21 protein-coding genes are annotated in these 21,132 nt (G+C 35.2%); 9 read left to right on the top strand and 12 right to left on the bottom strand.

What is annotated here, in order from left to right:
• Positions 1-196: 196 nt before the first annotated feature.
• Together I600_RS09495 and I600_RS09490 are read right to left on the bottom strand one after the other, a co-directional pair.
• Positions 197-3,100, bottom strand: coding sequence for a response regulator (locus I600_RS09495; protein ID WP_082642922.1), 2,904 nt, complete (start codon positions 3,098-3,100; stop codon positions 197-199).
• A gap of 546 nt (positions 3,101-3,646) precedes the next feature.
• Positions 3,647-4,381, bottom strand: coding sequence for a hypothetical protein (locus tag I600_RS09490; protein ID WP_058104188.1), 735 nt, complete (start codon positions 4,379-4,381; stop codon positions 3,647-3,649).
• A gap of 469 nt (positions 4,382-4,850) precedes the next feature.
• Here I600_RS09490 and I600_RS09485 point away from each other — a divergent pair, with 469 nt between their 5' ends.
• From I600_RS09485 to rimK, 6 genes are all read left to right on the top strand, one after another.
• Positions 4,851-6,263, top strand: a complete 1,413-nt coding sequence (locus tag I600_RS09485; protein WP_058104187.1) for an arginine decarboxylase — start codon at positions 4,851-4,853, stop codon at positions 6,261-6,263.
• 93 nt (positions 6,264-6,356) lie between these two features.
• Positions 6,357-7,295: an agmatinase gene (gene speB, locus I600_RS09480; protein ID WP_058104186.1), complete on the top strand. Its 939-nt coding sequence runs from the start codon at positions 6,357-6,359 to the stop codon at positions 7,293-7,295.
• Positions 7,282-8,259 (top strand): deoxyhypusine synthase family protein, encoded by a 978-nt coding sequence (locus tag I600_RS09475; RefSeq protein ID WP_058104335.1) that lies wholly within the window; start codon positions 7,282-7,284, stop codon positions 8,257-8,259. The genes speB and I600_RS09475 overlap by 14 nt, the downstream gene beginning before the upstream one ends.
• A 2-nt stretch (positions 8,260-8,261) precedes the next feature.
• Positions 8,262-8,585, top strand: coding sequence for a hypothetical protein (locus I600_RS09470; protein WP_058104185.1), 324 nt, complete (start codon positions 8,262-8,264; stop codon positions 8,583-8,585).
• A gap of 194 nt (positions 8,586-8,779) precedes the next feature.
• Positions 8,780-10,306: a bifunctional GNAT family N-acetyltransferase/carbon-nitrogen hydrolase family protein gene (locus I600_RS09465; RefSeq protein WP_058104184.1), complete on the top strand. Its 1,527-nt coding sequence runs from the start codon at positions 8,780-8,782 to the stop codon at positions 10,304-10,306.
• A 40-nt stretch (positions 10,307-10,346) separates the two neighbouring features.
• Positions 10,347-11,717, top strand: coding sequence for a 30S ribosomal protein S6--L-glutamate ligase (rimK, locus tag I600_RS09460; protein ID WP_058104183.1), 1,371 nt, complete (start codon positions 10,347-10,349; stop codon positions 11,715-11,717).
• 20 nt (positions 11,718-11,737) lie between these two features.
• Here the strand turns inward: rimK and I600_RS09455 are convergent, their stop codons facing one another.
• The gene (locus I600_RS09455) at positions 11,738-12,685 is read right to left on the bottom strand and encodes an NAD-dependent epimerase/dehydratase family protein (protein ID WP_058104182.1); all 948 of its coding nucleotides are present in this window, start codon (positions 12,683-12,685) and stop codon (positions 11,738-11,740) included.
• Between the two features lie 63 nt (positions 12,686-12,748).
• On the opposite strand from I600_RS09455, the gene I600_RS09450 reads away from it, so the two are divergent.
• Positions 12,749-13,249 carry a hypothetical protein gene (locus I600_RS09450; RefSeq protein ID WP_058104181.1) on the top strand — a complete coding sequence of 167 codons (501 nt, stop codon included), beginning with the start codon at positions 12,749-12,751 and terminating at the stop codon, positions 13,247-13,249.
• Entirely contained in the window at positions 13,236-13,727 is a 492-nt protein-coding gene (locus tag I600_RS09445; protein WP_058104180.1) for a nuclear transport factor 2 family protein, read from the top strand. The genes I600_RS09450 and I600_RS09445 overlap by 14 nt, the downstream gene beginning before the upstream one ends.
• Positions 13,728-13,778: 51 nt before the next feature.
• Here the strand turns inward: I600_RS09445 and I600_RS09440 are convergent, their stop codons facing one another.
• The 4 genes from I600_RS09440 to I600_RS09425 all read right to left on the bottom strand — a co-directional run bounded on the left by I600_RS09440 (position 13,779) and on the right by I600_RS09425 (position 18,196).
• A complete protein-coding gene (locus I600_RS09440) occupies positions 13,779-14,483 on the bottom strand; it encodes a tetratricopeptide repeat protein (RefSeq protein WP_058104179.1) in 705 nt (234 codons plus the stop codon).
• Positions 14,484-14,614: 131 nt separating this feature from the next.
• The gene (locus I600_RS09435) at positions 14,615-14,989 is read right to left on the bottom strand and encodes a hypothetical protein (RefSeq protein ID WP_058104178.1); all 375 of its coding nucleotides are present in this window, start codon (positions 14,987-14,989) and stop codon (positions 14,615-14,617) included.
• Between the two features lie 125 nt (positions 14,990-15,114).
• Positions 15,115-15,921, bottom strand: a complete 807-nt coding sequence (locus tag I600_RS09430; RefSeq protein ID WP_058104177.1) for an SDR family oxidoreductase — start codon at positions 15,919-15,921, stop codon at positions 15,115-15,117.
• Positions 15,911-18,196 carry a M28 family peptidase gene (locus tag I600_RS09425; protein ID WP_058104176.1) on the bottom strand — a complete coding sequence of 762 codons (2,286 nt, stop codon included), beginning with the start codon at positions 18,194-18,196 and terminating at the stop codon, positions 15,911-15,913. Before I600_RS09425 ends, I600_RS09430 begins: the two co-directional genes overlap by 11 nt.
• A 120-nt stretch (positions 18,197-18,316) precedes the next feature.
• On the opposite strand from I600_RS09425, the gene I600_RS09420 reads away from it, so the two are divergent.
• Positions 18,317-18,781 carry a CBS domain-containing protein gene (locus I600_RS09420; protein WP_058104175.1) on the top strand — a complete coding sequence of 155 codons (465 nt, stop codon included), beginning with the start codon at positions 18,317-18,319 and terminating at the stop codon, positions 18,779-18,781.
• A 104-nt stretch (positions 18,782-18,885) separates the two neighbouring features.
• On the opposite strand, the gene I600_RS09415 is transcribed toward I600_RS09420, so the two are convergent.
• Genes I600_RS09415 through I600_RS09395 form a run of 5 tightly spaced genes read right to left on the bottom strand, consistent with a single transcriptional unit; the run spans position 18,886 to position 20,972 of the window.
• Positions 18,886-19,236 (bottom strand): hypothetical protein, encoded by a 351-nt coding sequence (locus I600_RS09415; protein ID WP_058104174.1) that lies wholly within the window; start codon positions 19,234-19,236, stop codon positions 18,886-18,888.
• A complete protein-coding gene (locus I600_RS09410) occupies positions 19,233-19,724 on the bottom strand; it encodes a DUF6265 family protein (RefSeq protein ID WP_058104173.1) in 492 nt (163 codons plus the stop codon). Before I600_RS09410 ends, I600_RS09415 begins: the two co-directional genes overlap by 4 nt.
• Positions 19,725-19,775: 51 nt before the next feature.
• Positions 19,776-20,156, bottom strand: coding sequence for an SMU1112c/YaeR family gloxylase I-like metalloprotein (gene gloA2, locus I600_RS09405; protein WP_058104172.1), 381 nt, complete (start codon positions 20,154-20,156; stop codon positions 19,776-19,778).
• A gap of 24 nt (positions 20,157-20,180) precedes the next feature.
• A complete protein-coding gene (locus tag I600_RS09400; protein ID WP_058104171.1) occupies positions 20,181-20,747 on the bottom strand; it encodes a hypothetical protein in 567 nt (188 codons plus the stop codon).
• Positions 20,748-20,753: 6 nt separating this feature from the next.
• On the bottom strand, positions 20,754-20,972 hold the full coding sequence (locus I600_RS09395; RefSeq protein ID WP_058104170.1) for a DUF6500 family protein: 219 nt from the start codon (positions 20,970-20,972) through the stop codon (positions 20,754-20,756).
• Positions 20,973-21,132 lie beyond the last annotated feature (160 nt).

Below are 21,132 nucleotides of genomic sequence, written 5' to 3'. Positions count from 1 at the left end.
TCAAGTAAATCTGCTTTTCAGGTAAACTGTAAATTGAGCCTCTAAGATTATTATCGTCTTTCTTCATAGTCAGTTTGACTTTGCATTTTGAAATACACGAGTTTTATTGAATATGAAATTAATGCAGGTGTTTTAATGGTGCTACATTGTATGTAACAATTACTATGTAATATGTAACCAATTGGTATATAGTCTGTTATTGTGTTTTGATGTTGTGCGAAGAAATATATTCCGAGGGAGTGCAATGATATACTTCTTTAAAGCATTTGCTGAAATATGCGTGATTGTTGAAACCAACGCTATAACCGACTTCTGATATATTTATACCAGGTTTTTTTAGCATTTGTGTAGCTAGTTTTAAACGTTGAGAACGTATGAATTCTGTAGTGGCGAGACCTGTAAGTGCTTTTAATTTTCTGTGGAGTTGCATTCTGCTCATGTGAATGGCAGTACTAAAATCAGCTGCGTTAAAGGCGGGGTCTATGAGTTTGTTATCAAGAATTTTTTGAAGTTTGTTCAAGAATTTTTCATCTACAGACGATATCGCAATTTCTTTTGGTCTAAGAATTATTTCTTGACTGTACCTTAATTGTAACTTTTTTCTAAGCGCTACCAAAGAAGCGGTTTTACGCTCTAGTATTTTTTGACTAAATGGTTTTGTAATATAATCATCCGCACCAAATTCTATACCCGTTAATTCATGATCGTCACCAGCTTTTGCCGTTAAAAGTATAATGGGAATATGACTGGTACGTTCATCATTCTTTAAGGTTTTTGTAAGCTCTAGACCATCTTTTTTAGGCATCATCAAGTCTGAAATAATGATATCGGGTATTTTATTAAGTGCTATTTGAATACCTTCTTCACCATCAGATGCCTGTATTACACTATATATGTTTTTAAAGATACTATGAAGTAAGGTTCTTACATTTTTATTGTCCTCCACTATAAGTAAAAGGGGGAGATTTTTCTTAGTTAAAATTTCTTCTTGAGTAGTTGTAGATTCAGTAGTTGTAGTAATTTTTGAATTTCTAGGCTCAATACTTTTAATAACCTCAATATTCTTAAGCTTTTTCTTATCTATACATAGTGATACATTGAAAAGTGTCCAGTTTAGTTTATCGCTACTCACGTTTATTTTGCCACTATGTAGTTCAGTAAGTTCTTTTACAAGTGATAAACCAATACCTACACCTTCGTTATGGTCACTTGTCTGATAAAACCTATTGAAAATGGTTTTCATCTGGCTAGTTGAAATGCCATTACCGGTATTCTTTATTGAAATATTCAAATGGTTTTGAACAATTTTCGTATTAAGAAGAATGGTACCTCTCTCTGGCGTATATTTTATGGCATTACTCAATAAATTTATGGCGATGTTCTCTACAGCACTATGGTCAAACCAACACAGTTTATCGGTATCTGAAATTTGAAGATTAAAATCTATATTCTTCTGCAAGGCAAGAAATGAAAAAGACTCGCTCCAAGCTGCAATCAGTTGGGTGGCATACCCTTGTTGTACACGTAATTTTCTATTGCCGCTATCAATTTTAGATAATTCTAGTAGTTGATCTACTAAAGAAGATAGTCTTACTGTACTTTTTTGAGCAATCTCTAAATGCTTTCTTTGATCATTGCTGAGTTTTGCATTGGTCAGTGCTTCTTGAATTGGTGCCGAGATTAAAGTTAAAGGAGTTCTAAATTCATGAGATATATTCGTAAAGAATTCGGTTTTTAAGGCGTCAACTTCTTTTAATTTGTTATTCACTTTTATTCTGTTACGATATAGAACAAAGATTAACAGGGCAATTAAAGAAGTAAAGGCTATGATTCCGAATAGAAAATTACGATGTGCTTTTTGTAACGTATCGGTCAGTTCGTACTGTGCTTTTAAAAGGGCTACTTCTTGTTGTTGTTGCTCCTTAAAGCGTAATTGTTGATTTAATATAAAACCGTTGGCGTTTTCTTGCTGATTGAGATACTTGACTTGTTCGTCGTAAGCTAGTTTAGTCTGGTATGCGTTTGCATAATCACTCACTAAATCATAATAATTAATTTCTACCCTATTTAGTTCCTTCTTAAAACCTAAAAGATCAGTAACATCGGGATACATTCGGGCTTTTTCTAAATGGAACAAAGCTTTCTTAGGTTCATTGAGTGCAATAAAAAGTTCTGCCCAATGCAAGTGAACTATTCCTGCTAAAGTGGAAGCTTCTGGTTTCTCTATTAAATATCCTACGTTGGTCAGGTATTTTTCTGTTTTGTCAAACTCCTTTTTTTTGAAATACATTTTGGCAAGACCTATTGTAGAAACAGAAATTGCCGTGGGGTCTCCAATTTTGTTACCCTGATTTAATAGGTGTTTATATAATTGAATGGCTTCATTAAAATTATTTTCTTGTACGGCAAGTTTAATTAAAAGTCTATTGGCTTCATACTCACCTGGTGGATAATCAACTTCTTTTGATATGGTAAAACATTGTTCTATATAGTTCTTGGCTAAATCATTGTTTCCTTTTGCGTCTAAATAAATTTCTGCAATATATCCTTTAACACGAGCTAACAAGGAAGACTGGGTGTTGTTATTTGTATAAAGAGAATCTATTTTTAAATAAAGATTCATTTTTTTGTTCAAGTCAGGTTCAACACCTGCGAACCTGGAGTAGGCGGAGGCTATGCCTTCTAAATAATTGGCTTTTTTTGAATGTTCAAGTATGTTCTCATATCTCAAAATTGAATTTTTTGATTCACCTTTAAAGTATTCATGGTTTGCCAACCAAATATTACTGTCAATAATTAAAGAGTCGATTCCTTTCAATATACTGATATCATAAGCTTTCTTATAATGCCATTCAGATGAATCTAATTTAGCTGTGAAGAAGTAATATTGACCTAGATTCTGATGATAATAATAAGATGAAAAGAATGAATTTGTTACATCTTTTTCAAGCTTTAATTTTTTAATGTAATACAAAGCTGAATCCGGATTCTTAAAAATTAACTCCTTAAAGCTTTCATGATAACTTTTAGTGTTCACGGAATTCTGCGCAAGGGAAACCTGGAGGACGAAAAATAGTAGTATCGTTAATAGTTTCCTCATCTTATTAATATTTATATTAAATTAATAATCAAAATATTAGAATATATTTTTTGGACACAAAAAGATATAAGAAATATTAAACGTGAAAATTAAATGTAAGGCTTTTTTGATTGTTGTATCAATTTCATAACAGTATGTTTACGTACAAATGACCTTGTAGAAAACAATGATCCCTAATTTTGCAGCGCCCTAATAAAGGGATACGTTCTTAGTTTGAGTTAGTTTGAAAAAGCCGATTGTTGAAATCGGCTTTTTTATGCCATAAATATTGGTCATAACCATTAAACCCTTCGGGTTCAATTTTTGTTTTCGGTAAAAAAGAATACCCATAAAAAGGCAATTATCAAACAAATAGCAAAAAATCCGAAAAGGTTAATGTAGTTAGACATGAGTAGGAATTTTCTGCTAAACTATTAAAACTAAGAAAGGGTAATGGTCATCTAATGTTATTTTCGATAAACGGTAGTGTTTTTTTAAGTTTTAAGTATTGAACGTGCTAATTATCAACAAATTAATGTGCTTTGTTTGGGTTAAAATTCTGGTTATTTATCTTTTGCTCCATATTTCATACATAGGTTCACCTTTACTGTTCTTACCCGTGTGGTGCCAATCTTTTCCTTTTATGTTATAATTAAAATTCAATTGTGCCCCAACTCTGGTATCATCTTTTGAGAAGAATTCAATATGTTCTGTGTATATACCATCTAATGCGGTGTAGCTACCACCACCTGTACCAGAAAACCTAAAAGATTCAGTGTCATACGCTATCCATTGAAATGTATTGTCAATTAATAACTTCAATGTTTTTCTAGAATTTTCTTCGCCGCGTCTTTCTTGACCTTTATCTGGTCCTCTAGTGGCAAAGAGCCAAGCGCCATCTAAATCTTGGGCAGCTGGGGTATTGGGCTCTAATGCTAACTTTTGGTTCCAGTGCAGTTGCAGTTTTTCACCATCCATTTTAAAAGGTATGGTAAGTTGTTTTAAGGCATCTTTTTCGTAGTCTGAGTTAAACTCCAATTGGACTACTAAGGTATTTTGAGGTGAGGTGTTCTCTATTTTAAAAAATCCTCCTACAGTCTTAATGAATTTTGCAGGGTCAACTTCATACTGGTTATAGATAAAATAGTCACCGTTTATTTTTACTTGATGCACTGTTTTTGATCCGTTGTTTTGTACGGTGTCAGTGTAAATTCCGGTCGGAATTTGCCCGTATACAACCAAGCTTGAAGTCAAAAGCAGTAAAATACTTGCAGAAATCAGTTTTAAATTAATTTTTTTCATTGGTGTTGTGTGTTTGTAAAAATTTGAAAATTAATCAGTTATCGTAAAGTTGGTAATTATTTTTAGTATGAAAATTGAAAAAAATGTTAATTGTCGTAAAAAAAATGAAAACGCTTGTTTTTTCATTTTTTTTGATTTCATTTGTCATGTCCTAATATACAACTTTGTGTGTTGGAGATTTCAAGCTTTTAGCTGAACATTATGTATCGTTATTCTATGTTCGGGTTTGAGGGAAATTGGAAGTATTTCCCACAAATGGCTTATAAGATAGGTTGCCGATTAGTAAAGCAAACTTCCAATTCATTTTCTACTATCATGCAAAGTCAGCATGATTACTTCTTTATTCCTACTACGCAGAGGCAAATTTTGGTGTGATACACTATTCAACATGGTTACGTTTTCTTAACTTTAAGTCTTTGGGCTAGTTACTATATTTAACAAATATCAAATTTCATTATAATTCAATTTCATGAATACCAAATACATTGATCTAATTGATCAAACTTACTATTTCCCCCAAGAAGAGTTCAATCTAGATGGTGAACACCTACAATTTCACGGCATACCTCTAAATGAGCTGGTAAAGCAATATGGCAGCCCGTTGAAATTTACTTACTTGCCTAAAATTTCAGAGAATATTCTTAGGGCAAAAAACTGGTTTGCAAATGCTATAGAAAAAAATAATTACAAGGGTAAATATCACTATTGTTACTGTACTAAAAGCTCGCATTTTCAGCATATAATGCATGAAGCTTTAAAGAACAATATTCATATGGAAACCTCTTCTGCCTTTGATATCAATATCATTGAAAAACTTAAAGCAGATGGTAAATTAAGCAATGACACTTTTGTTATCTGTAACGGATTTAAGCGTGAGAAGTACATTGATAATATTGCACGCTTAATAAATAATGGACACCAGAACTGTATTCCCATTATAGATAATTATGAAGAAATAGATTTACTTTCAGATGCTATCAATGACACCTTTAAAGTAGGTATTCGTATAGCATCGGAAGAAGAGCCTAAATTTGAATTTTATACTTCTCGTTTGGGTATTGGCTATAAGAATATTGTTCCTTTCTATGAGAACCAGATCAAGGATAATGATAAGGTAGAGCTTAAAATGCTTCACTTCTTCATTAATACCGGTATTCGTGACAATGCTTATTACTGGAATGAGCTTGTAAAATGTCTTAAGGTTTATGTTCGTTTAAAGAAGATTTGCCCATCATTGGACAGTTTAAATATTGGTGGCGGCTTCCCTATAAAGAACACCCTGGCTTTTGAGTATGATTACCAATACATGATCAATGAAATTTTAAATCAGATCAATATCACTTGCTCAGAAGCAGATGTGCCCGTTCCTCATATTTTTACCGAATTCGGTAGCTTTACTGTAGGTGAGAGTGGTGGTGCCATTTATGAGATCTTATATCAAAAACAACAGAATGATCGTGAAAAGTGGAATATGATAGATTCTTCTTTTATAACCACGTTGCCAGATACTTGGGCAATCAATAAAAGATTTATCATGTTACCGATCAATAGGTGGAATGATGAGTATGAGCGTGTATTGTTGGGCGGACTAACATGTGATAGTGATGATTATTATAATAGTGAGCAGAACATGAATGCTATTTATTTGCCTAAGTATAAAAGGGAAAAACCGTTGTATATAGGTTTTTTCAATACTGGAGCCTATCAAGAGACCATTGGCGGTTATGGTGGTTTACAGCACTGTTTAATTCCACAGCCAAAGCATATATTGATTGATAAGGATGAAAACGGTAACTTCACTTACAAACTCTTTAGGTCCCAGCAAAAAGCAGAAGACCTGCTAAATATTCTGGGGTATGAGGTAGAGCCAGAAAATGAATAAAAATAATCCGGTAACAAAGACCGATAGAAATAGAAATACGTATATAAAATTGAAAATATTACTAAAAAACCACTTAACAATAGCTAATATATCATGAGTACATCTAAGAATTATGCCGGTATTTCCGATGAATTCGCACAACTAGAAAAATCCAAAATTATCTTGATACCTGTTCCTTATGACGGAACAAGTACTTGGGGTAAAGGAGCGGACAAAGGTCCTGAAGCTTTCTTGGAAGCTTCGGAAAACATGGAATTGTATGATATTGAAACCGATTCTGAAGTTTACAAGCAAGGTATTCATTTAACCGAGCCAATTACAGAGAATAGTTCTCCAGAGGCAATGGTAAATGAGGTACATAACATTACCAAAGATTTTATTAAACGTAACAAGTTTGTAACCCTTTTTGGCGGTGAACATTCAATATCTATTGGTTCTATTAGAGCCTTTAACGAGTGTTTTGATAATTTAACGGTATTGCAGATAGATGCTCATGCGGATCTTAGGGAATCTTATGAAGGCACAAAGTATAACCATGCCTGTGCCGTATACGAAGCTAGCCAGACTACCAATTTGGTTCAGGTAGGTATTCGTTCTATGGATGTGATTGAAAAGACCGTAATGGATGAGGAAAAAACTTTTTTTGCCCATGATATGGTTGCTGATGAATATTGGTCAGATAAGGTTATAGAAGCAATGACCGAAAATGTCTTTATAACATTGGACCTTGATGCTTTTGATCCGTCCATTATGCCTTCTACCGGTACACCAGAACCAGGAGGACTACTTTGGTACGAGACCTTGGAGTTTTTAAAGCAGGTTTTTGAAGATAAGAACGTGGTAGGTTTTGACATTGTTGAACTTTGCCCTAACAAAAATGATAAATCGTCAGACTTTTTGGCGGCTAAATTATATTACAAAATGCTCAGCTATAAATTTGCAGGGCAAGACATAGATCAAGAGTATGACAATACTTTTGATATTGATTATAAAGCAAATACAAATTCAAGATTCGAAGATGACGAAGACTAAAGGTGCAATCACCAATTTCATAGAAAAATATTATTTACACTTTAATGCGGCTGCTTTGGTAGATGCTGCCAAAGGGTATGAAGAACAGCTGGACAACGGTGCCAAAATGTTGGTTTCTTTGGCCGGTGCTATGTCTACTGCTGAATTAGGTAAGATCTTTGCAGAGGTTATACGCCAAGATAAGGTACAGATCATTTCCTGTACCGGTGCCAATTTAGAAGAGGATATTATGAATTTGGTGGCGCATTCTCATTACAAGCGTGTACCTAATTATAGAGATTTGACTCCGCAAGACGAGTGGGACCTGTTGGAAAAAGGCTTGAATAGGGTTACCGATACCTGTATTCCAGAAGAGGAAGCTTTTAGAAGATTGCAAGAGCATATTTTCAAAATTTGGAAAGATGCAGATGATAAGGGCGAACGTTATTTGCCACATGAGTTCATGTATAAAATGTTACTTTCCGGAGTGCTAGAGGAATATTATGAAATAGACCTTAAAGATTCTTGGATGTACGCTGCTGCAGAAAAGAACCTGCCTATTATTTGCCCAGGTTGGGAAGATAGTACCATGGGTAACATTTTTGCGTCATATGTAATGAAAGGTGAACTAAAGGCAAGTACCATGAAATCTGGTATTGAATACATGACCTTCTTGGCAGACTGGTATACGGAAAATTCTGAAAACGGTATTGGGTTCTTCCAAATTGGTGGTGGTATCGCCGGAGATTTTCCTATTTGTGTTGTACCAATGCTGTATCAAGATATGGAACGTACAGATACGCCGTTCTGGAGCTATTTCTGCCAAATTAGCGACAGTACAACAAGTTATGGTTCATACTCGGGTGCTGTACCAAATGAAAAAATTACCTGGGGAAAATTAGATATCAATACACCCAAATATATAATTGAAAGTGATGCGACAATTGTTGCGCCCTTAATTTTTGCTTACCTATTAGACATGTAATTATGGACAAGAACGCACATTTAAAAAGAGTCATAGTCGACTTTAAAAAATTGACGCCAGAAGTGTTGAAACTGTTGGTAGAAAGATACCCAGATGGGTATGATGACCGTAATATTATCTCCTTTAGAAATGCTCAAGGAGAGCGTATAGAAGCTGTTGAGGTATTGACCGAAGACACTAAGTATTTAGTAAAAATCAGTGCTAAGCTTGAGTATACAATGGAGAATTATGACGAGGATGATTATGAAGATTTTGATGATGATGATCCAACTGCCGTTGTAGAACCAAATCCTGAGGATATGGTTGATGGCGATGATGAAGATTAGTTTTTCTATCGCTCAAGTTGCTCCTGCACTATAGAGAATAATACATCCGGTCTATTTTCTGTAGACCGGAAAACCAAGTCTTTCTCGCAATGCGAGATGTTACGATTACAATTTCCGAATGCCCTTTGGGACTGTCCCAAAATGGACTACCATTAAAACTATAAACTAAATATCGTTGTGCTTACAACAGGTATATGAAAATTGATGAAATTGAAAATATTGAATTAAAGTTTTTGGACCTTGATGATTATCAAGAACTTAAAACTGCTATGATTTCTGCCTACACCAATATGCCGGGTTCATATTGGAAAGAGAAACATATAAAATCGTTGATTGAAAAATTTCCTGAGGGTCAGGTCGTTATTAAGATCAATGGCCAACTTGCAGGGGTAGCCCTTTCTATTGTCGTAGATTATGATGCTTTTGATGACAATCATACCTATGAACAAATTACGGGCAAATACTCTTTTGACACCCATGATAATGAGGGTGATGTGCTTTATGGTATAGAGGTGTTTATAAAGCCAAGCTTTAGAGGTCTTCGTTTAGGGCGTCGTTTATATGATTATAGAAAAGAGCTTTGTGAAAAGTTAAACTTAAAAAGCATTGTTTTTGGTGGTAGAATGCCAAATTACCATGCCTATGCATCAAAACTATCACCCAAAGAATACATTGATAAGGTCCGTAGAAAAGAGATTCAAGATCCTGTACTGAATTTTCAGATCAGTAATGATTTTCATCCTGCCAAGGTAATGAAAGGGTATTTAGATGGTGATAAGGCTTCTCAAGATTTTGCTATTTTGATGGAGTGGGATAATATCTATTACCAAAAACCGTCTAAAAAAGCCGCTACTAAAAAAACCGTAATTAGATTAGGGTTGATTCAATGGCAAATGAGACCGTACAAGGATCTAGATGAATTGTTGGAGCAGGCAGAGTATTTTATTGATGCCGTTTCTGGTTACCGATCAGACTTTGCATTGTTTCCTGAGTTTTTCAACGCACCTTTAATGGCGGTTAACAATCACATGTCTACACCAGATGCTATTCGTGAATTGGCAAAGCATACACAGGCAATTGCCCAAAAATTCTCTGAGTTTTCCATATCGTACAACATTAATATCATTACAGGTAGTATGCCGGAAATGATCGATGGTCGCTTGTACAATGTGGGGTATTTATGTAGAAGGGATGGTAGTATGGAGCGCTATGAAAAACTTCACGTAACACCAGATGAAGCCAAGGTATGGGGAATGCAAGGCGGTAATCAATTAAAGGCTTTTGATACTGATTGTGGTAAAATTGGGGTGTTGGTGTGCTATGATTCTGAGTTTCCTGAACTTAGTAGACTGCTTGCAGATGAAGGTATGGATATTTTGTTCGTTCCTTTCTTGACAGATACCCAAAATGGTTATTCTAGAGTGCGTAATTGTGCGCAGGCTAGAGCAATTGAAAATGAATGTTATGTTGCTATTGCAGGTAGTGTAGGTAACTTGCCAAATGTTCAGAATATGGATATTCAGTTTGCTCAGTCTATGGTTTTTACACCGTGCGATTTCTCTTTTCCAACAAACGGGATCAAAGCGGAGGCAACACCGAATACAGAAATGATCTTAATTGCCGATGTTGATATTAGTTTATTACGTGAACTAAATCAGTTTGGTGCAGTACGTAATCTTCGCGATAGAAGAACAGATTTATTTGAGTTAAAAAAGAAATAAGAAAGCTCCTATTTTAAAAAGGAGTCAAAAACAAACAGAATTGGATAATTTAAAAATAATAGGTAGTGAAGAGTGGTGTGTATTCAATGACCTGGGTATACCGGCAATTAAAGCCAGGGTAGACTCTGGAGCAAAAACATCTTCCATACAAGCTACTAATTTAAAAATAGTATCAAAAGGAGGTCAGGAATGGGTAAAATTTGAGGTTAGTCCGCTTCAAGAAAACCGGAGTATTGCCATTGAGTGCCAAGCAAGGTTGATTGCCCGTCGTATGGTTAAAAGTTCATCGGGTATATCAGAAGAACGTCTGGTGATAAAAACACCGGTTACCTTAGGTGATGCTACATTTGATATTGAATTGACCTTGGCCAATAGAGATACTATGGAGTTCCGTATGCTTTTAGGTAGAGAGGCTTTAAATGAGCGCTTTATTGTAAACCCTGCGGTAAACTATCAATTAGGATCGTTTGAAGATCAAGAGGTCAATAAGTTTTACGCTCCTTATTTTAAAGAAAAATCGGGACTAAAGATTGCACTTTTGGCCAGTAATCCAAATTTGTACAGTAATAAGAGAATCATGGAAGCCGCAGAGGCAAGGGGTCATGAAATACATTTCTTAAATGTTGAGCAAGCCTATATGAAGCTTGATGCCCATTCGCCCGAAATTAGATATCGGGGTGGTATTATTCTTAAAGATTATGATGCGGTTATTCCAAGAATAAAGCCATCCGTAACATTTTACGGTTGCGCATTGATCCGTCAGTTTAACAATCTTGGTGTATACTGTCAGAATTCGGCAGAGGCTATTACACAATCCAGAGATAAATTGTTCGCATCACAGTTGTTCTCAAACTATGATATCCACATTCCTATCACCGGTTTTGCAAAATCACCTATGGATACCAAAGACTTGATCAAAATGGTCAACGGTGCACCATTGATCATTAAACTTTTGGAAAGTACGCAAGGTAAGGGTGTTGTTCTTGCCGAAACCAATAAGGCCGCTGAAAGTGTAATCAATGCCTTTAAGAGCGTTAACACGAACATATTGGTACAAGAGTTTATTAAAGAAGCAAACGGACAAGATATCCGTTGTTTTGTGGTGAACGGCAGAGTAGTGGCCAGTATGCAGCGCCAAGCCCAAAAGGGGGAGTTCAGGGCCAATATTCACCAAGGTGGTACGGCATCAATCGTTAAGATTACGGCTGATGAAAAGAAGTTGGCTTTAAAAGCCGCTAAAGTATTGAACCTTGCCGTTGCGGGCGTAGATATCATACGATCTAACAAAGGACCGTTACTATTGGAAGTTAACTCATCACCAGGTTTAGAGGGTATTGAAAATGCTACAGGTAAAGATATCGCCAATGCCATGATCATGGCAATTGAAAAGCGATTGAAGTTTATTAACTAAATATTAATTTGAAGAACAGGCTAAACCCTGTTCTTCAAATTTTCCAACATTGTTTCGGTAGTTTTTTCAAGGTCAAATTCTGCCTTCCAATTCCAATCTTTTTGGGCACTGCTATCATCTATACTGCTTGGCCAAGAGTTGGCAATTTCTTGCCTAAAATCCGGTTCATAGGCCATTTCAAATTCAGGGATCACAGCTTTTATATTTTTGGCCATTTCTTTGGGCGTAAAGCTCATTGCTGCCAAATTATAGGCAGAACGCTCTTTGATGTTCTCAGATGGGGCTTCCATGATCTGTAATGTGGCACGTATGGCATCGTCCATGAACATCATAGGTAATTTAGTGTCTTCTTCCAAGAAACAGGTGTATGAGCCTTCTGAAAGTGCTTTATGGTATATTTCTACGGCATAATCAGTTGTTCCGCCACCTGGCATGGTTTTCCAGCTAATAAGGCCTGGGTATCTAATGCTTCTTACATCTACGTCAAATTTTTTGAAATAATACTCGCACCATCGTTCACCGCTTTGCTTACTAATACCATAAACCGTACTTGGCTCCATTATGGTATTTTGCGGAGTATCGTCTTTTGGTGTATTCGGACCAAAAACGGCGATACTAGACGGCCAAAAGATTTTATCTATTTTTTTCTCCTTTGCCAAATTCAATACATTGAAAAGGGTATTCATGTTCAAATTCCATGCACGCATCGGAAATTTCTCTGCCGTTGCACTAAGCATAGCGGCCATTAAATACACTTCTGAAATTTCGTAATAGGCAATGACCTCTTCAAGCGCGTCATAATTAGTGGCATCTAATATTTCAAATGGTCCAGATTGCATTAAATCTTCATTACCTTCCCTAATATCACTGGCAATTACATACTCACTACCGTATTTCTCCCTAAGGGTTAAGGTTAGTTCTGTTCCAATTTGACCACAGGCCCCAATAATCAAAATATATTTCGGCATTAAATTTTTCGTTAAATGAATTTGAGATAAAGATACCTTTTCTTAAAATTTGTACATTCGCTTATGTCCAAAATTATCTTTTTTTTATCACTCATAGTCCTAGTTGCCTCTTGCAAAGAGGAAGCAAAGGAAACCACGGTTGTACATGAATCTCTTTGGCAGTCTACAAAAGACAGCCTGCCCGTAAAAATTGGCTTAGATACCAAAGCCCATGCTATTTTAAAAGATTGGTTGGAATATAACGCCTTGGATAAAAGTTTTGACAAAATGTATTCCTCTGATTACATAGAAGATTTTGAACTTGTGATCGATGAGATTATAGAAAATCAAAAAAAACTAGAAGAAAGCGAATACCCCGAAAAATTCAATATCCAACAAATTAAGGGTAGGCAGAAACTGTTCAAGACCTTTGTTTTAAAAACCAAGGGCGATTTGGAGTATAGACAAAATCCTACGGAATCTATGATTCAGATGATAAAGGCCTATAATGATCTTAGAAATCAATTTAACGTTGTGGTCAACAATACGTTGCCAGAAGAACTACTTAAGAATGAAGAAAATTAGCCTATTTATATTACTGTTCTCCTCATTTATTTTTTCACAGAATAATGAGAAAGCACAAATTACCGAAACTTTGAACAGCTGGCATGCAGCGGCAGGTTCTGCAGACTTTGACGCCTATTTTGATTTAATGACCAATGATGCTGTATTTATAGGTACCGATGCTACCGAAAATTGGCAAAGAGATGCGTTTATGAGTTTTTCAAAACCTTATTTTGATAAAGGAAAAGCTTGGAATTTTACTGCGGTTGAGCGTAATATTTATATAAATAAGGAAGCCGATTTCGCATGGTTCGATGAACTTTTAGATACACAAATGAAAATTTGCCGTGGATCGGGAGTATTGAAAAAGATAGATGGACAATGGAAGGTAGCACATTATGTGCTGTCTATTGCGGTACCTAATGATTTGGTAGATGAGTTGGTAGAGCTGAAAAAAGAAACGGACAATACTCTTTTAGAAATGCTAAAAACAAATTAATAAAAAAAAGGCGAATCAAGTGATTCGCCTTTTTTTTAAACTTAAGTGACATTATTTTTTCTCGGTAGGTGCTTCTTTTCGCGAAGTCAATGCTTGCTTGCTTAAGCTGGCCAAATTAAAATTGGGGTCAATGGCCAAAGCTTCGTCTAAAGTAGCTATAGCTTGGTCAATATTAGTTTTGTCCATATTGTACTGTATAAGTGCCTTTACATGAATAAAGGCGGCTTTTAAAGGTACTTCGTATGGTTGCTGACGCTCATAAAATGCATATTTCATATCGTCTTTGGCATTTGCAATACCATATTCAACATGTTTCATTGCGCCTACATTATCTCCTGTTTGTACCTTAAGGTCTGCTAGTTCATAAGCAAGGTAGGCATTTGGCTCTCTGGCATATAATGCTTCAAATTGCTCTAACGCCCTTTTTGGTTGGTTCAAAGCTTTTAAAGAAACCGCTTTTACCTGTATGGCCAAGTTGGAATCTGAATCCAGTTTTTCAATCCCTATAATATTCAATGCCTGTAAATGTTGGTTGTCATTGGCATAAATATAGGCTAGGGTATCATTTCTTTCTTTTGATGGTGATAGCACGTTTAGGTGAGTTAGTGCATTAATTACACCATCTACATCACCTTGTAACCTCATTTGGTCATAAAATGCTTCGTAATGTTTAAGTAATTCTGATTTGGTCTGTGCATATCCATAGCTGCCCGATAGTAAAATGGCCGCTACTAATATTAAAACTGATTTTTTCATTTATCTGATTCTTTTAAAGTGCGCTAAACTATTAAATTATTCTGTATGATCTTGTTAAGGAAAGGTTTAAATGTTCCAAACAAAAAAAGACGCCTGTTCTGGCGTCTTTAATTTACAACGAATAGGGTTTTTTAAGCTAACTCTAATTGGTTTTTTGAACCTTTGAAAGAGTTTAAAAGTTGGGTGTAAAAACCAATACTTTTATTGTCTTTTTCTACACATGAAATCAAGAAATTACATAGATTGTTGAATAATAGATTCGTGTAGAATGTAGGTAAATATGTATTTACCGTTTTAGGGTCATATAGACTAACATCTTCTATAACCTCCATTTGAATTCTATGACGGTGATAGTCTATGGTTACATTGGTAGCACTGTAATGCTTTTTTAAAAGTGCCACATGCAAATCTTCATATTTTTTAGAACCTGTTGGGTTCTTACAACTTAGGGAGATGAGCTTCTCTAATTCAACTAAAACCCTCTCCCGTAATTTATCTTTCTTCATAACATTATGGTTTTATATTGTTAAACAAAGGTATGTATTACGTCGATAAGTAGTTGAAAGTCAACATTATATTAACGCTGATTTTCAGGTTTTGTTGTGAAAGGATATTCTAGTGTTGTAAATGGTTAATTTAGCGGGGTAAGAAAATGATAATTGTTAATAAGAAAAATCTTACAAAATTGAATTAATTTAAGGTTTTTGCCGGTGGAATGGTATGTGGGTGGTTCCAAGCCTCTCTTTATGGCTGCTTGGGTATAGTATTCTTTTTTAGTAGGATGCTCTGGATAAACGGCATTCAATACATCGTTAAAATGCTTATGTTCAATAATCGTTTTAATAATACCGATACAATCATCCAAATGAATTAAATTGATAGGGGCATCTCCGTTACTGAGATTTTGCCTGCCGGATAGCATCGTTACCGGGTGCCTATCAGGACCTATTAATCCACCAAATCTAATAATAACGGTATTCAGTTCGTTGTCGTTTTTCAGTAGGTTTTCACACTGCAGTAGTAGTATGCCAGATGCTGTAGTAGGTAGGGGCTTGGTTTCTTCGGTCACGATACCTTTTGCATCACCATATATAGCGGTGCTGCTGGCGAATATGATATTTTTTACGTCAGACTTTTTAATGGCCAGGTACAGTAGTTTTATTTTATCAATATAGCTTTCCTTGGGACCTTTGCCACGCAGTTTAGGCGGAATATTTATAATTAGGACTTCTATGGATGAAAGGAAAGCATGGATATCTCCATTGATTTCCTTCTCGGAAATGGAAATTTGAAATGGTTGGATGCCTTTTTCCTCTAAAACGGCCATTTTGTTCTTAGAAGTGGTAGTTCCCCTTACTTCAAATCCGCCGTTCACTAAACTTTCGGCTAGGGGCAACCCAAGCCAACCACAACCTATTATTCCTATTTTATTGACCAAATTTTAATTTTTGTACGGTTACTATTGCATCGTTCAACACAAAAGGCATTGGTATTTGATCTTCTCTACGTTCAGGTATAGAGAATAATTCATTGTTTAATAAATCATTAGAGGCTTCGTAAAATGTCAGTTCTAAAGGGGAGTCTGCCGGAAATTCTAAATTAATATCGGTAAAATTTTTATCACTGATGTAGTTGGTAATCAATCTACCACTATTTCTGTTTTGTAGAAAATGGTGAGACAATTGAATACCGTTCACATCTGCCTTTAGGATGTCAACTGGATTAGTGAAAACTTCCAAACGATTTATTGGTCTATTGGGCGTGATGCATAATCGTATAGAACGTACATTGTTGATTACAGTGTCTAACTGTACCTCAATAGTAGGTTTTGGAATGTTTTTAAGTGGAGCTTCATATGTATAGGTGAAATCAGTTCCATATTTACTACTAATGGTTTCGTTTATTTGTGGTGGTACGCCAAGCTTATCTATGATGTATTGTGCGGTCCAATCAGATAATTTATGCTCATAGGTTGCCCACATAGCGGTATTGTCATCTGCATTTAATACATACAATAAACTTGTTGGTTTAGGTTTATCTTTAGTAAACCCAGAATCCATATGGGCCGATACCATAAAACCGGCGAACAACAGAAAACTTAAAAATGCCAAAGCACCCTTTTTTCTGTATTTTGATATTAATGGCAGTAACAAAAAGAAGATGAGTGTAGTAAATAGGGTAGATGCAACCATCATTTTAAGCCCTAGGCCAACAGGAAACATTTGTACGAACGGAGCAAATATGAACAGTGCCGGTATACCTAAGAACAACAATAAAAACGGATCCGGATTTTTCTGATTGATATGAACATAAAATGCAACCAAAAAACTATATAAAGGCACAATAAAAAATGCGGCTCCTTTTAAATATACCGCTACCAAGCCACAAATAATTATCCAGATAATAAACGGGGCAACTAACAGATTAGCTGTCTTGATCACTCTAAATCTATAATATGCATAAAAGCATGTGCTAAGTGAGAATAGGGCGAATGCAAAGATATAGGCATGACCGTTGTATGTAAAATCATGAAGAATATCAGTATATCCAGGATACACCCATTTTAAAAATTGCCAACTGTAATACCCAACAATGCCATTGACAACTAAGGTTAATAGTACAGGTAGAAATCCTTTGAATACATCTTTGGCATTCAATACTTTTTTCTTGAATCCTAAAATCAATAATAAGATAAAAATGAGAATGGCAAATATCAACATTGGCATGATCCAACTAAACGGATAAGAAACCATCTTAAAAAAGGGAACGTTAAAATAGACATTGTCATCTAAACTTTTCAAATTCGTGAGGTCAGTGTTGCTAAAATGCTTTAGTAAGGGCATTAAGTAACTACCTTGGTGTGCAAGCGTATTTCTATCTAGTCTTTCATAATTATCAATTTGGGTATGATAGTCAAAATGATCATCTATAAACGCAAAATTAAAGCCCTCAACATCGCCATCTTCCCTAAATACGGTTAGGTCAGTGTCATTAGGTAACATTTTGTATATACTGTATGCCAATGAATTTGCTACGGGGTAATCAGGTTTAGCGGCTATAAATTCAGAAATTAACCTGCTGTTTCCCCTATTGGTTTCCATGAGCATATAGCTTGGTCCACCACTACCGCGAGCCTCAAAATTGAGCACTAGGCCCACATCTTTTAACCATTCATGCTTATCAACAAAAAGGTCTGCTCCGTTGAGCCCTAATTCTTCGGCATCTGAAATTAAAATTATAATATCGTTTTTGGGTGGTGTGTTGGTTTTTAAAAATGCACGTATACCTTCTATGATAGTGGCAACTCCACTTGCAGCATCACTGGCACCTAATGATGAATGAGGATTGCTATCATAGTGGCTCAATAACAAAAGTGCTTTTCCAGATTCGGTGCCTTTAATTCTAGCAAGTATATTTTCGGCTTTGCTTAGGTTGCCCCAATCCCCGGCCGTATAGCCCTCTTGTAATGTAGTTTCTAACCCTAACGATCGTAGTTGCTCTGTTATATAATTACGTACCGTGGTATGTGCAGGAAAACCAACACCATGTGGTTCTTTAGATATTTCTTTTACATGTACTAAGGCTCTGTCTGTTGAAAACTGAGTCTCAGCAACGGTTTCCCCTTCCGTATATTGAGGTAAAAGCACTCTAAAACTCCAATAAGTGGCAAGAATAATAAGTAGTAGGGTTAATACGGTTGGTGTTTTTTTCATAATTGCGATATTCTTTTAAAATGTATTAAAATTTTGAGTATTAATTGACATACATCGAAAATTATTAGCAAATTTCATTTTATTTATTATCTTTAGTAATCAACCTCTAAACATACTATCATGGGAATCAAAAGCTTTCAAGGCGTTAGAAAGGTATTTAAAAAAGAATTTGAAGCACCAATTCTTGTGGCCGATTACATGACCACTAAGTTAATCACTTTTTCGCCAGATGATTCAATTTTAGACGTTATGGAGAAATTTGCCAAACATCGCATTTCTGGTGGACCTGTTTTAGACGGCAACGGTTTTCTAGTAGGTATCATTTCTGAAGCCGATTGTATGAAACAAATTTCTGAAAGTAGGTATTTCAATCAGCCTATTCTAGATAAAAGTGTTGAGAAGTTTATGACCAAAACGGTGGAAACTATCCCGCATGATATCTCCATTTTTGATGCTGCGGGTATTTTTGCCCAGCACAACAGAAGAAGATTACCTGTAATGCGTAATGATATCTTAGTAGGGCAAATTAGTAGAAAAGACATTGTTGTGGCCGCCCTAAAATTAAGTGGTCATAATTGGAAATAGAGCTAGCCCCCAACCCCAAAGGGGAGCTTAAAATACATGAAGGTTTCCTATTAGGAAACCTTTTTTATATCAATAATATTCCCCTTTGGGGGCTAAGGGGCTTGCTATTCTCTCTTTACTATCATATAGAAATCATTATCCAATGGGAGGTATCCTAAATCATAAAGAAAGTAATAGGTAGTACCTTTTTTGGTGGTATATAAATTGGTAACATAATTGAAGTCAAATCCTTTATCGATCAAGCGTGTGCCCGTGGTTTTGGTTTTTCCATCCTTTAATTGAAAACTATCCAGTACTCGGTAATTTTTACGTAGCCTATTATTGATATTTCTTATAAGCTGCTTGCTAGCAGGGTTTACTTTGTTGTTATATATGTTGCGGCAATAATCATTGCAGAATTTCTTATCTATTCTACCAATAACTTCTGAACCGCATTCTAAACATTCTCTTTTCATTGTCTGTGATAGTTGAAAGTTATTTCATTTGATGTGCCTTCTTCTTCACTGACTTCCACATACATGTTTATCTCTGTATCAGAAATACGTTCAATAGTAAAATCGTCAAAGTAAAATTTATTCTCTTCGACTTTTACCAATATAAAATCTACGGTTTCATCTTTTTGTTCCCAACCGCCCAAATCACCATCAAAGTGTTTTAGCTGTAATAATAATGTATCATCTACCTCGATAATGTGTCCGAATTCATAAAAACTTACAGCGCCTTTATCAATTAGTCGGAAAGAAAACATCATGCTACCATCTGTAGGTGGACTCCATATTTCTTCAGCAATGCCACCAAATGCTTCCCCTTTCCAATGACCTGCCAGCCATTCTATCTGACTTAATTTGGCTTTGGGACTTGTCATTTCAGGCTCAAAGGATATGGTGTTCTGTGCATGGACCATAGCAGTGGTCGATAGAAGGAGTAATAGTAGAATTTTCATACTTCGGTATTTGTAACAATATACAAATTAAACGTTTACAAACGGATAGGTTTACTTTTCGTAAAATTCTATAGGAAGGTTGTCAGGGTCTGCAATAAAAGTAAATCGTTTGTTGGTGAACTCATCAATTCTAATAGGTTCTGCAATGACGTTGTAGGATTTACAATGGGCAATTATCTTTTCTAAATCATCTACTTCAAAAGCCAAGTGCCGTAGACCACATGCTTCTGGCCTTGAAGGTCTCTTTGGTGGATTAGGGAAAGAAAACAACTCAATAATATAATCTCCGTTCAAAGCTAAATCTAATTTATAAGACTGTCGTTCTTGGCGATACTCCTCACGAATTATTTCTAAGCCTAAAACATGGGTGTAGAATTTCTTGGAAATTTTGTAATTAGAGCAAATGATAGCGGTATGGTGTATTTTGTTCATTTCACGTTTTCAAATAAAAGTAACTTAGTTCAATAATTCCTTTTTCTCATACAATTCAATCGCTTTCAAATAATCCATAGCTCCCTTCATGGTCATGTCATTCACAAAACCATTTAATTCAGGGTGATTCAGTTGTACCCATTCTACTAAGGCATTTTTTTGTTGGTTCCATTCATTCCAATTAACATTGATATATTCAAGTTCTTCTAATTTGGAGATTTTTCCACTGGTAAATGAAACCCTGACCTTAAATTTTAGAGGGTTGTTTTGTAAAAAACTGTTTCTTTTATTTTTTTGAGCAACGGTAACTAAAACAGTATTGTTCTCTTCTTCTATTTTAATAGTGTTGTATGTAGGTTTAAAAATGGAATCCCATTTATAGAATTCATAAAAAGCTTCTTTATCATAGTTTGTTGTAAAGTCGCCAGAAATTATTGTAACACTATCATTGGTAATTGCTTTTAAAGCGTTGTAATTTCCTGAATCAAAAGCACTGTAATATGATTTAACTACTGCGGTACGGTTGACATTTTGTTGCTGGCAACTAGTTAGAAATGACAGTAGAAATAGCACGTAAAAACTGTTTTTCATTGCAGGTTAATTTAAAGATTTTATCATATCCCTTATCTTTATCGCCTTCTCAAAATGGTCTAACTTGTTTTCTAATATCCACCATTGGGCAACTTCCATCAATAGTTCTGGATGGTCATTTTTATTTTTAAAAAAGGCATAGAAAGACAGCCCTACGTTTTCTCCTTTTGCTGCAATTTTAGCATCGCAAACTTGAATGATTTTTGTTTTTATTTCTTTGGTCATCAATCTTAATTATGAAAGAAAGTTAATTATTTAAAATTTGGGCTCAAATTAATATGATTCTTTACTCAATTAAAATGGATATTGTTAATCTTAAAAAATTGAATTTTATCTATTTAGAGTCTTAATAATCAATATTTTAAACTTTATGTAAAAATCTGTT

It is taken from the genome of Maribacter dokdonensis DSW-8 (assembly GCF_001447995.1).
GTDB lineage: Bacteria > Bacteroidota > Bacteroidia > Flavobacteriales > Flavobacteriaceae > Maribacter > Maribacter dokdonensis.
Note: the sequence above shows the minus strand (reverse complement) of the source record. Positions and strands in the feature narration are given on the sequence as shown.

What these genes read in the sequence shown, in the direction of transcription:
- I600_RS09495 (WP_082642922.1), bottom strand. Translation starts at nt 3,100, where the DNA reads ATGAGGAAACTATTAACGATACTACTATTTTTCGTCCTCCAGGTTTCC.
- I600_RS09490 (WP_058104188.1), bottom strand. Translation starts at nt 4,381, where the DNA reads ATGAAAAAAATTAATTTAAAACTGATTTCTGCAAGTATTTTACTGCTT.
- I600_RS09485 (WP_058104187.1), top strand. Translation starts at nt 4,851, where the DNA reads ATGAATACCAAATACATTGATCTAATTGATCAAACTTACTATTTCCCC.
- speB (WP_058104186.1), top strand. Translation starts at nt 6,357, where the DNA reads ATGAGTACATCTAAGAATTATGCCGGTATTTCCGATGAATTCGCACAA.
- I600_RS09475 (WP_058104335.1), top strand. Translation starts at nt 7,282, where the DNA reads ATGACGAAGACTAAAGGTGCAATCACCAATTTCATAGAAAAATATTAT.
- I600_RS09470 (WP_058104185.1), top strand. Translation starts at nt 8,262, where the DNA reads ATGGACAAGAACGCACATTTAAAAAGAGTCATAGTCGACTTTAAAAAA.
- I600_RS09465 (WP_058104184.1), top strand. Translation starts at nt 8,780, where the DNA reads ATGAAAATTGATGAAATTGAAAATATTGAATTAAAGTTTTTGGACCTT.
- I600_RS09455 (WP_058104182.1), bottom strand. Translation starts at nt 12,685, where the DNA reads ATGCCGAAATATATTTTGATTATTGGGGCCTGTGGTCAAATTGGAACA.
- I600_RS09450 (WP_058104181.1), top strand. Translation starts at nt 12,749, where the DNA reads ATGTCCAAAATTATCTTTTTTTTATCACTCATAGTCCTAGTTGCCTCT.
- I600_RS09445 (WP_058104180.1), top strand. Translation starts at nt 13,236, where the DNA reads ATGAAGAAAATTAGCCTATTTATATTACTGTTCTCCTCATTTATTTTT.
- I600_RS09440 (WP_058104179.1), bottom strand. Translation starts at nt 14,483, where the DNA reads ATGAAAAAATCAGTTTTAATATTAGTAGCGGCCATTTTACTATCGGGC.
- I600_RS09435 (WP_058104178.1), bottom strand. Translation starts at nt 14,989, where the DNA reads ATGAAGAAAGATAAATTACGGGAGAGGGTTTTAGTTGAATTAGAGAAG.
- I600_RS09425 (WP_058104176.1), bottom strand. Translation starts at nt 18,196, where the DNA reads ATGAAAAAAACACCAACCGTATTAACCCTACTACTTATTATTCTTGCC.
- I600_RS09420 (WP_058104175.1), top strand. Translation starts at nt 18,317, where the DNA reads ATGGGAATCAAAAGCTTTCAAGGCGTTAGAAAGGTATTTAAAAAAGAA.
- I600_RS09415 (WP_058104174.1), bottom strand. Translation starts at nt 19,236, where the DNA reads ATGAAAAGAGAATGTTTAGAATGCGGTTCAGAAGTTATTGGTAGAATA.
- I600_RS09410 (WP_058104173.1), bottom strand. Translation starts at nt 19,724, where the DNA reads ATGAAAATTCTACTATTACTCCTTCTATCGACCACTGCTATGGTCCAT.
- gloA2 (WP_058104172.1), bottom strand. Translation starts at nt 20,156, where the DNA reads ATGAACAAAATACACCATACCGCTATCATTTGCTCTAATTACAAAATT.
- I600_RS09400 (WP_058104171.1), bottom strand. Translation starts at nt 20,747, where the DNA reads ATGAAAAACAGTTTTTACGTGCTATTTCTACTGTCATTTCTAACTAGT.
- I600_RS09395 (WP_058104170.1), bottom strand. Translation starts at nt 20,972, where the DNA reads ATGACCAAAGAAATAAAAACAAAAATCATTCAAGTTTGCGATGCTAAA.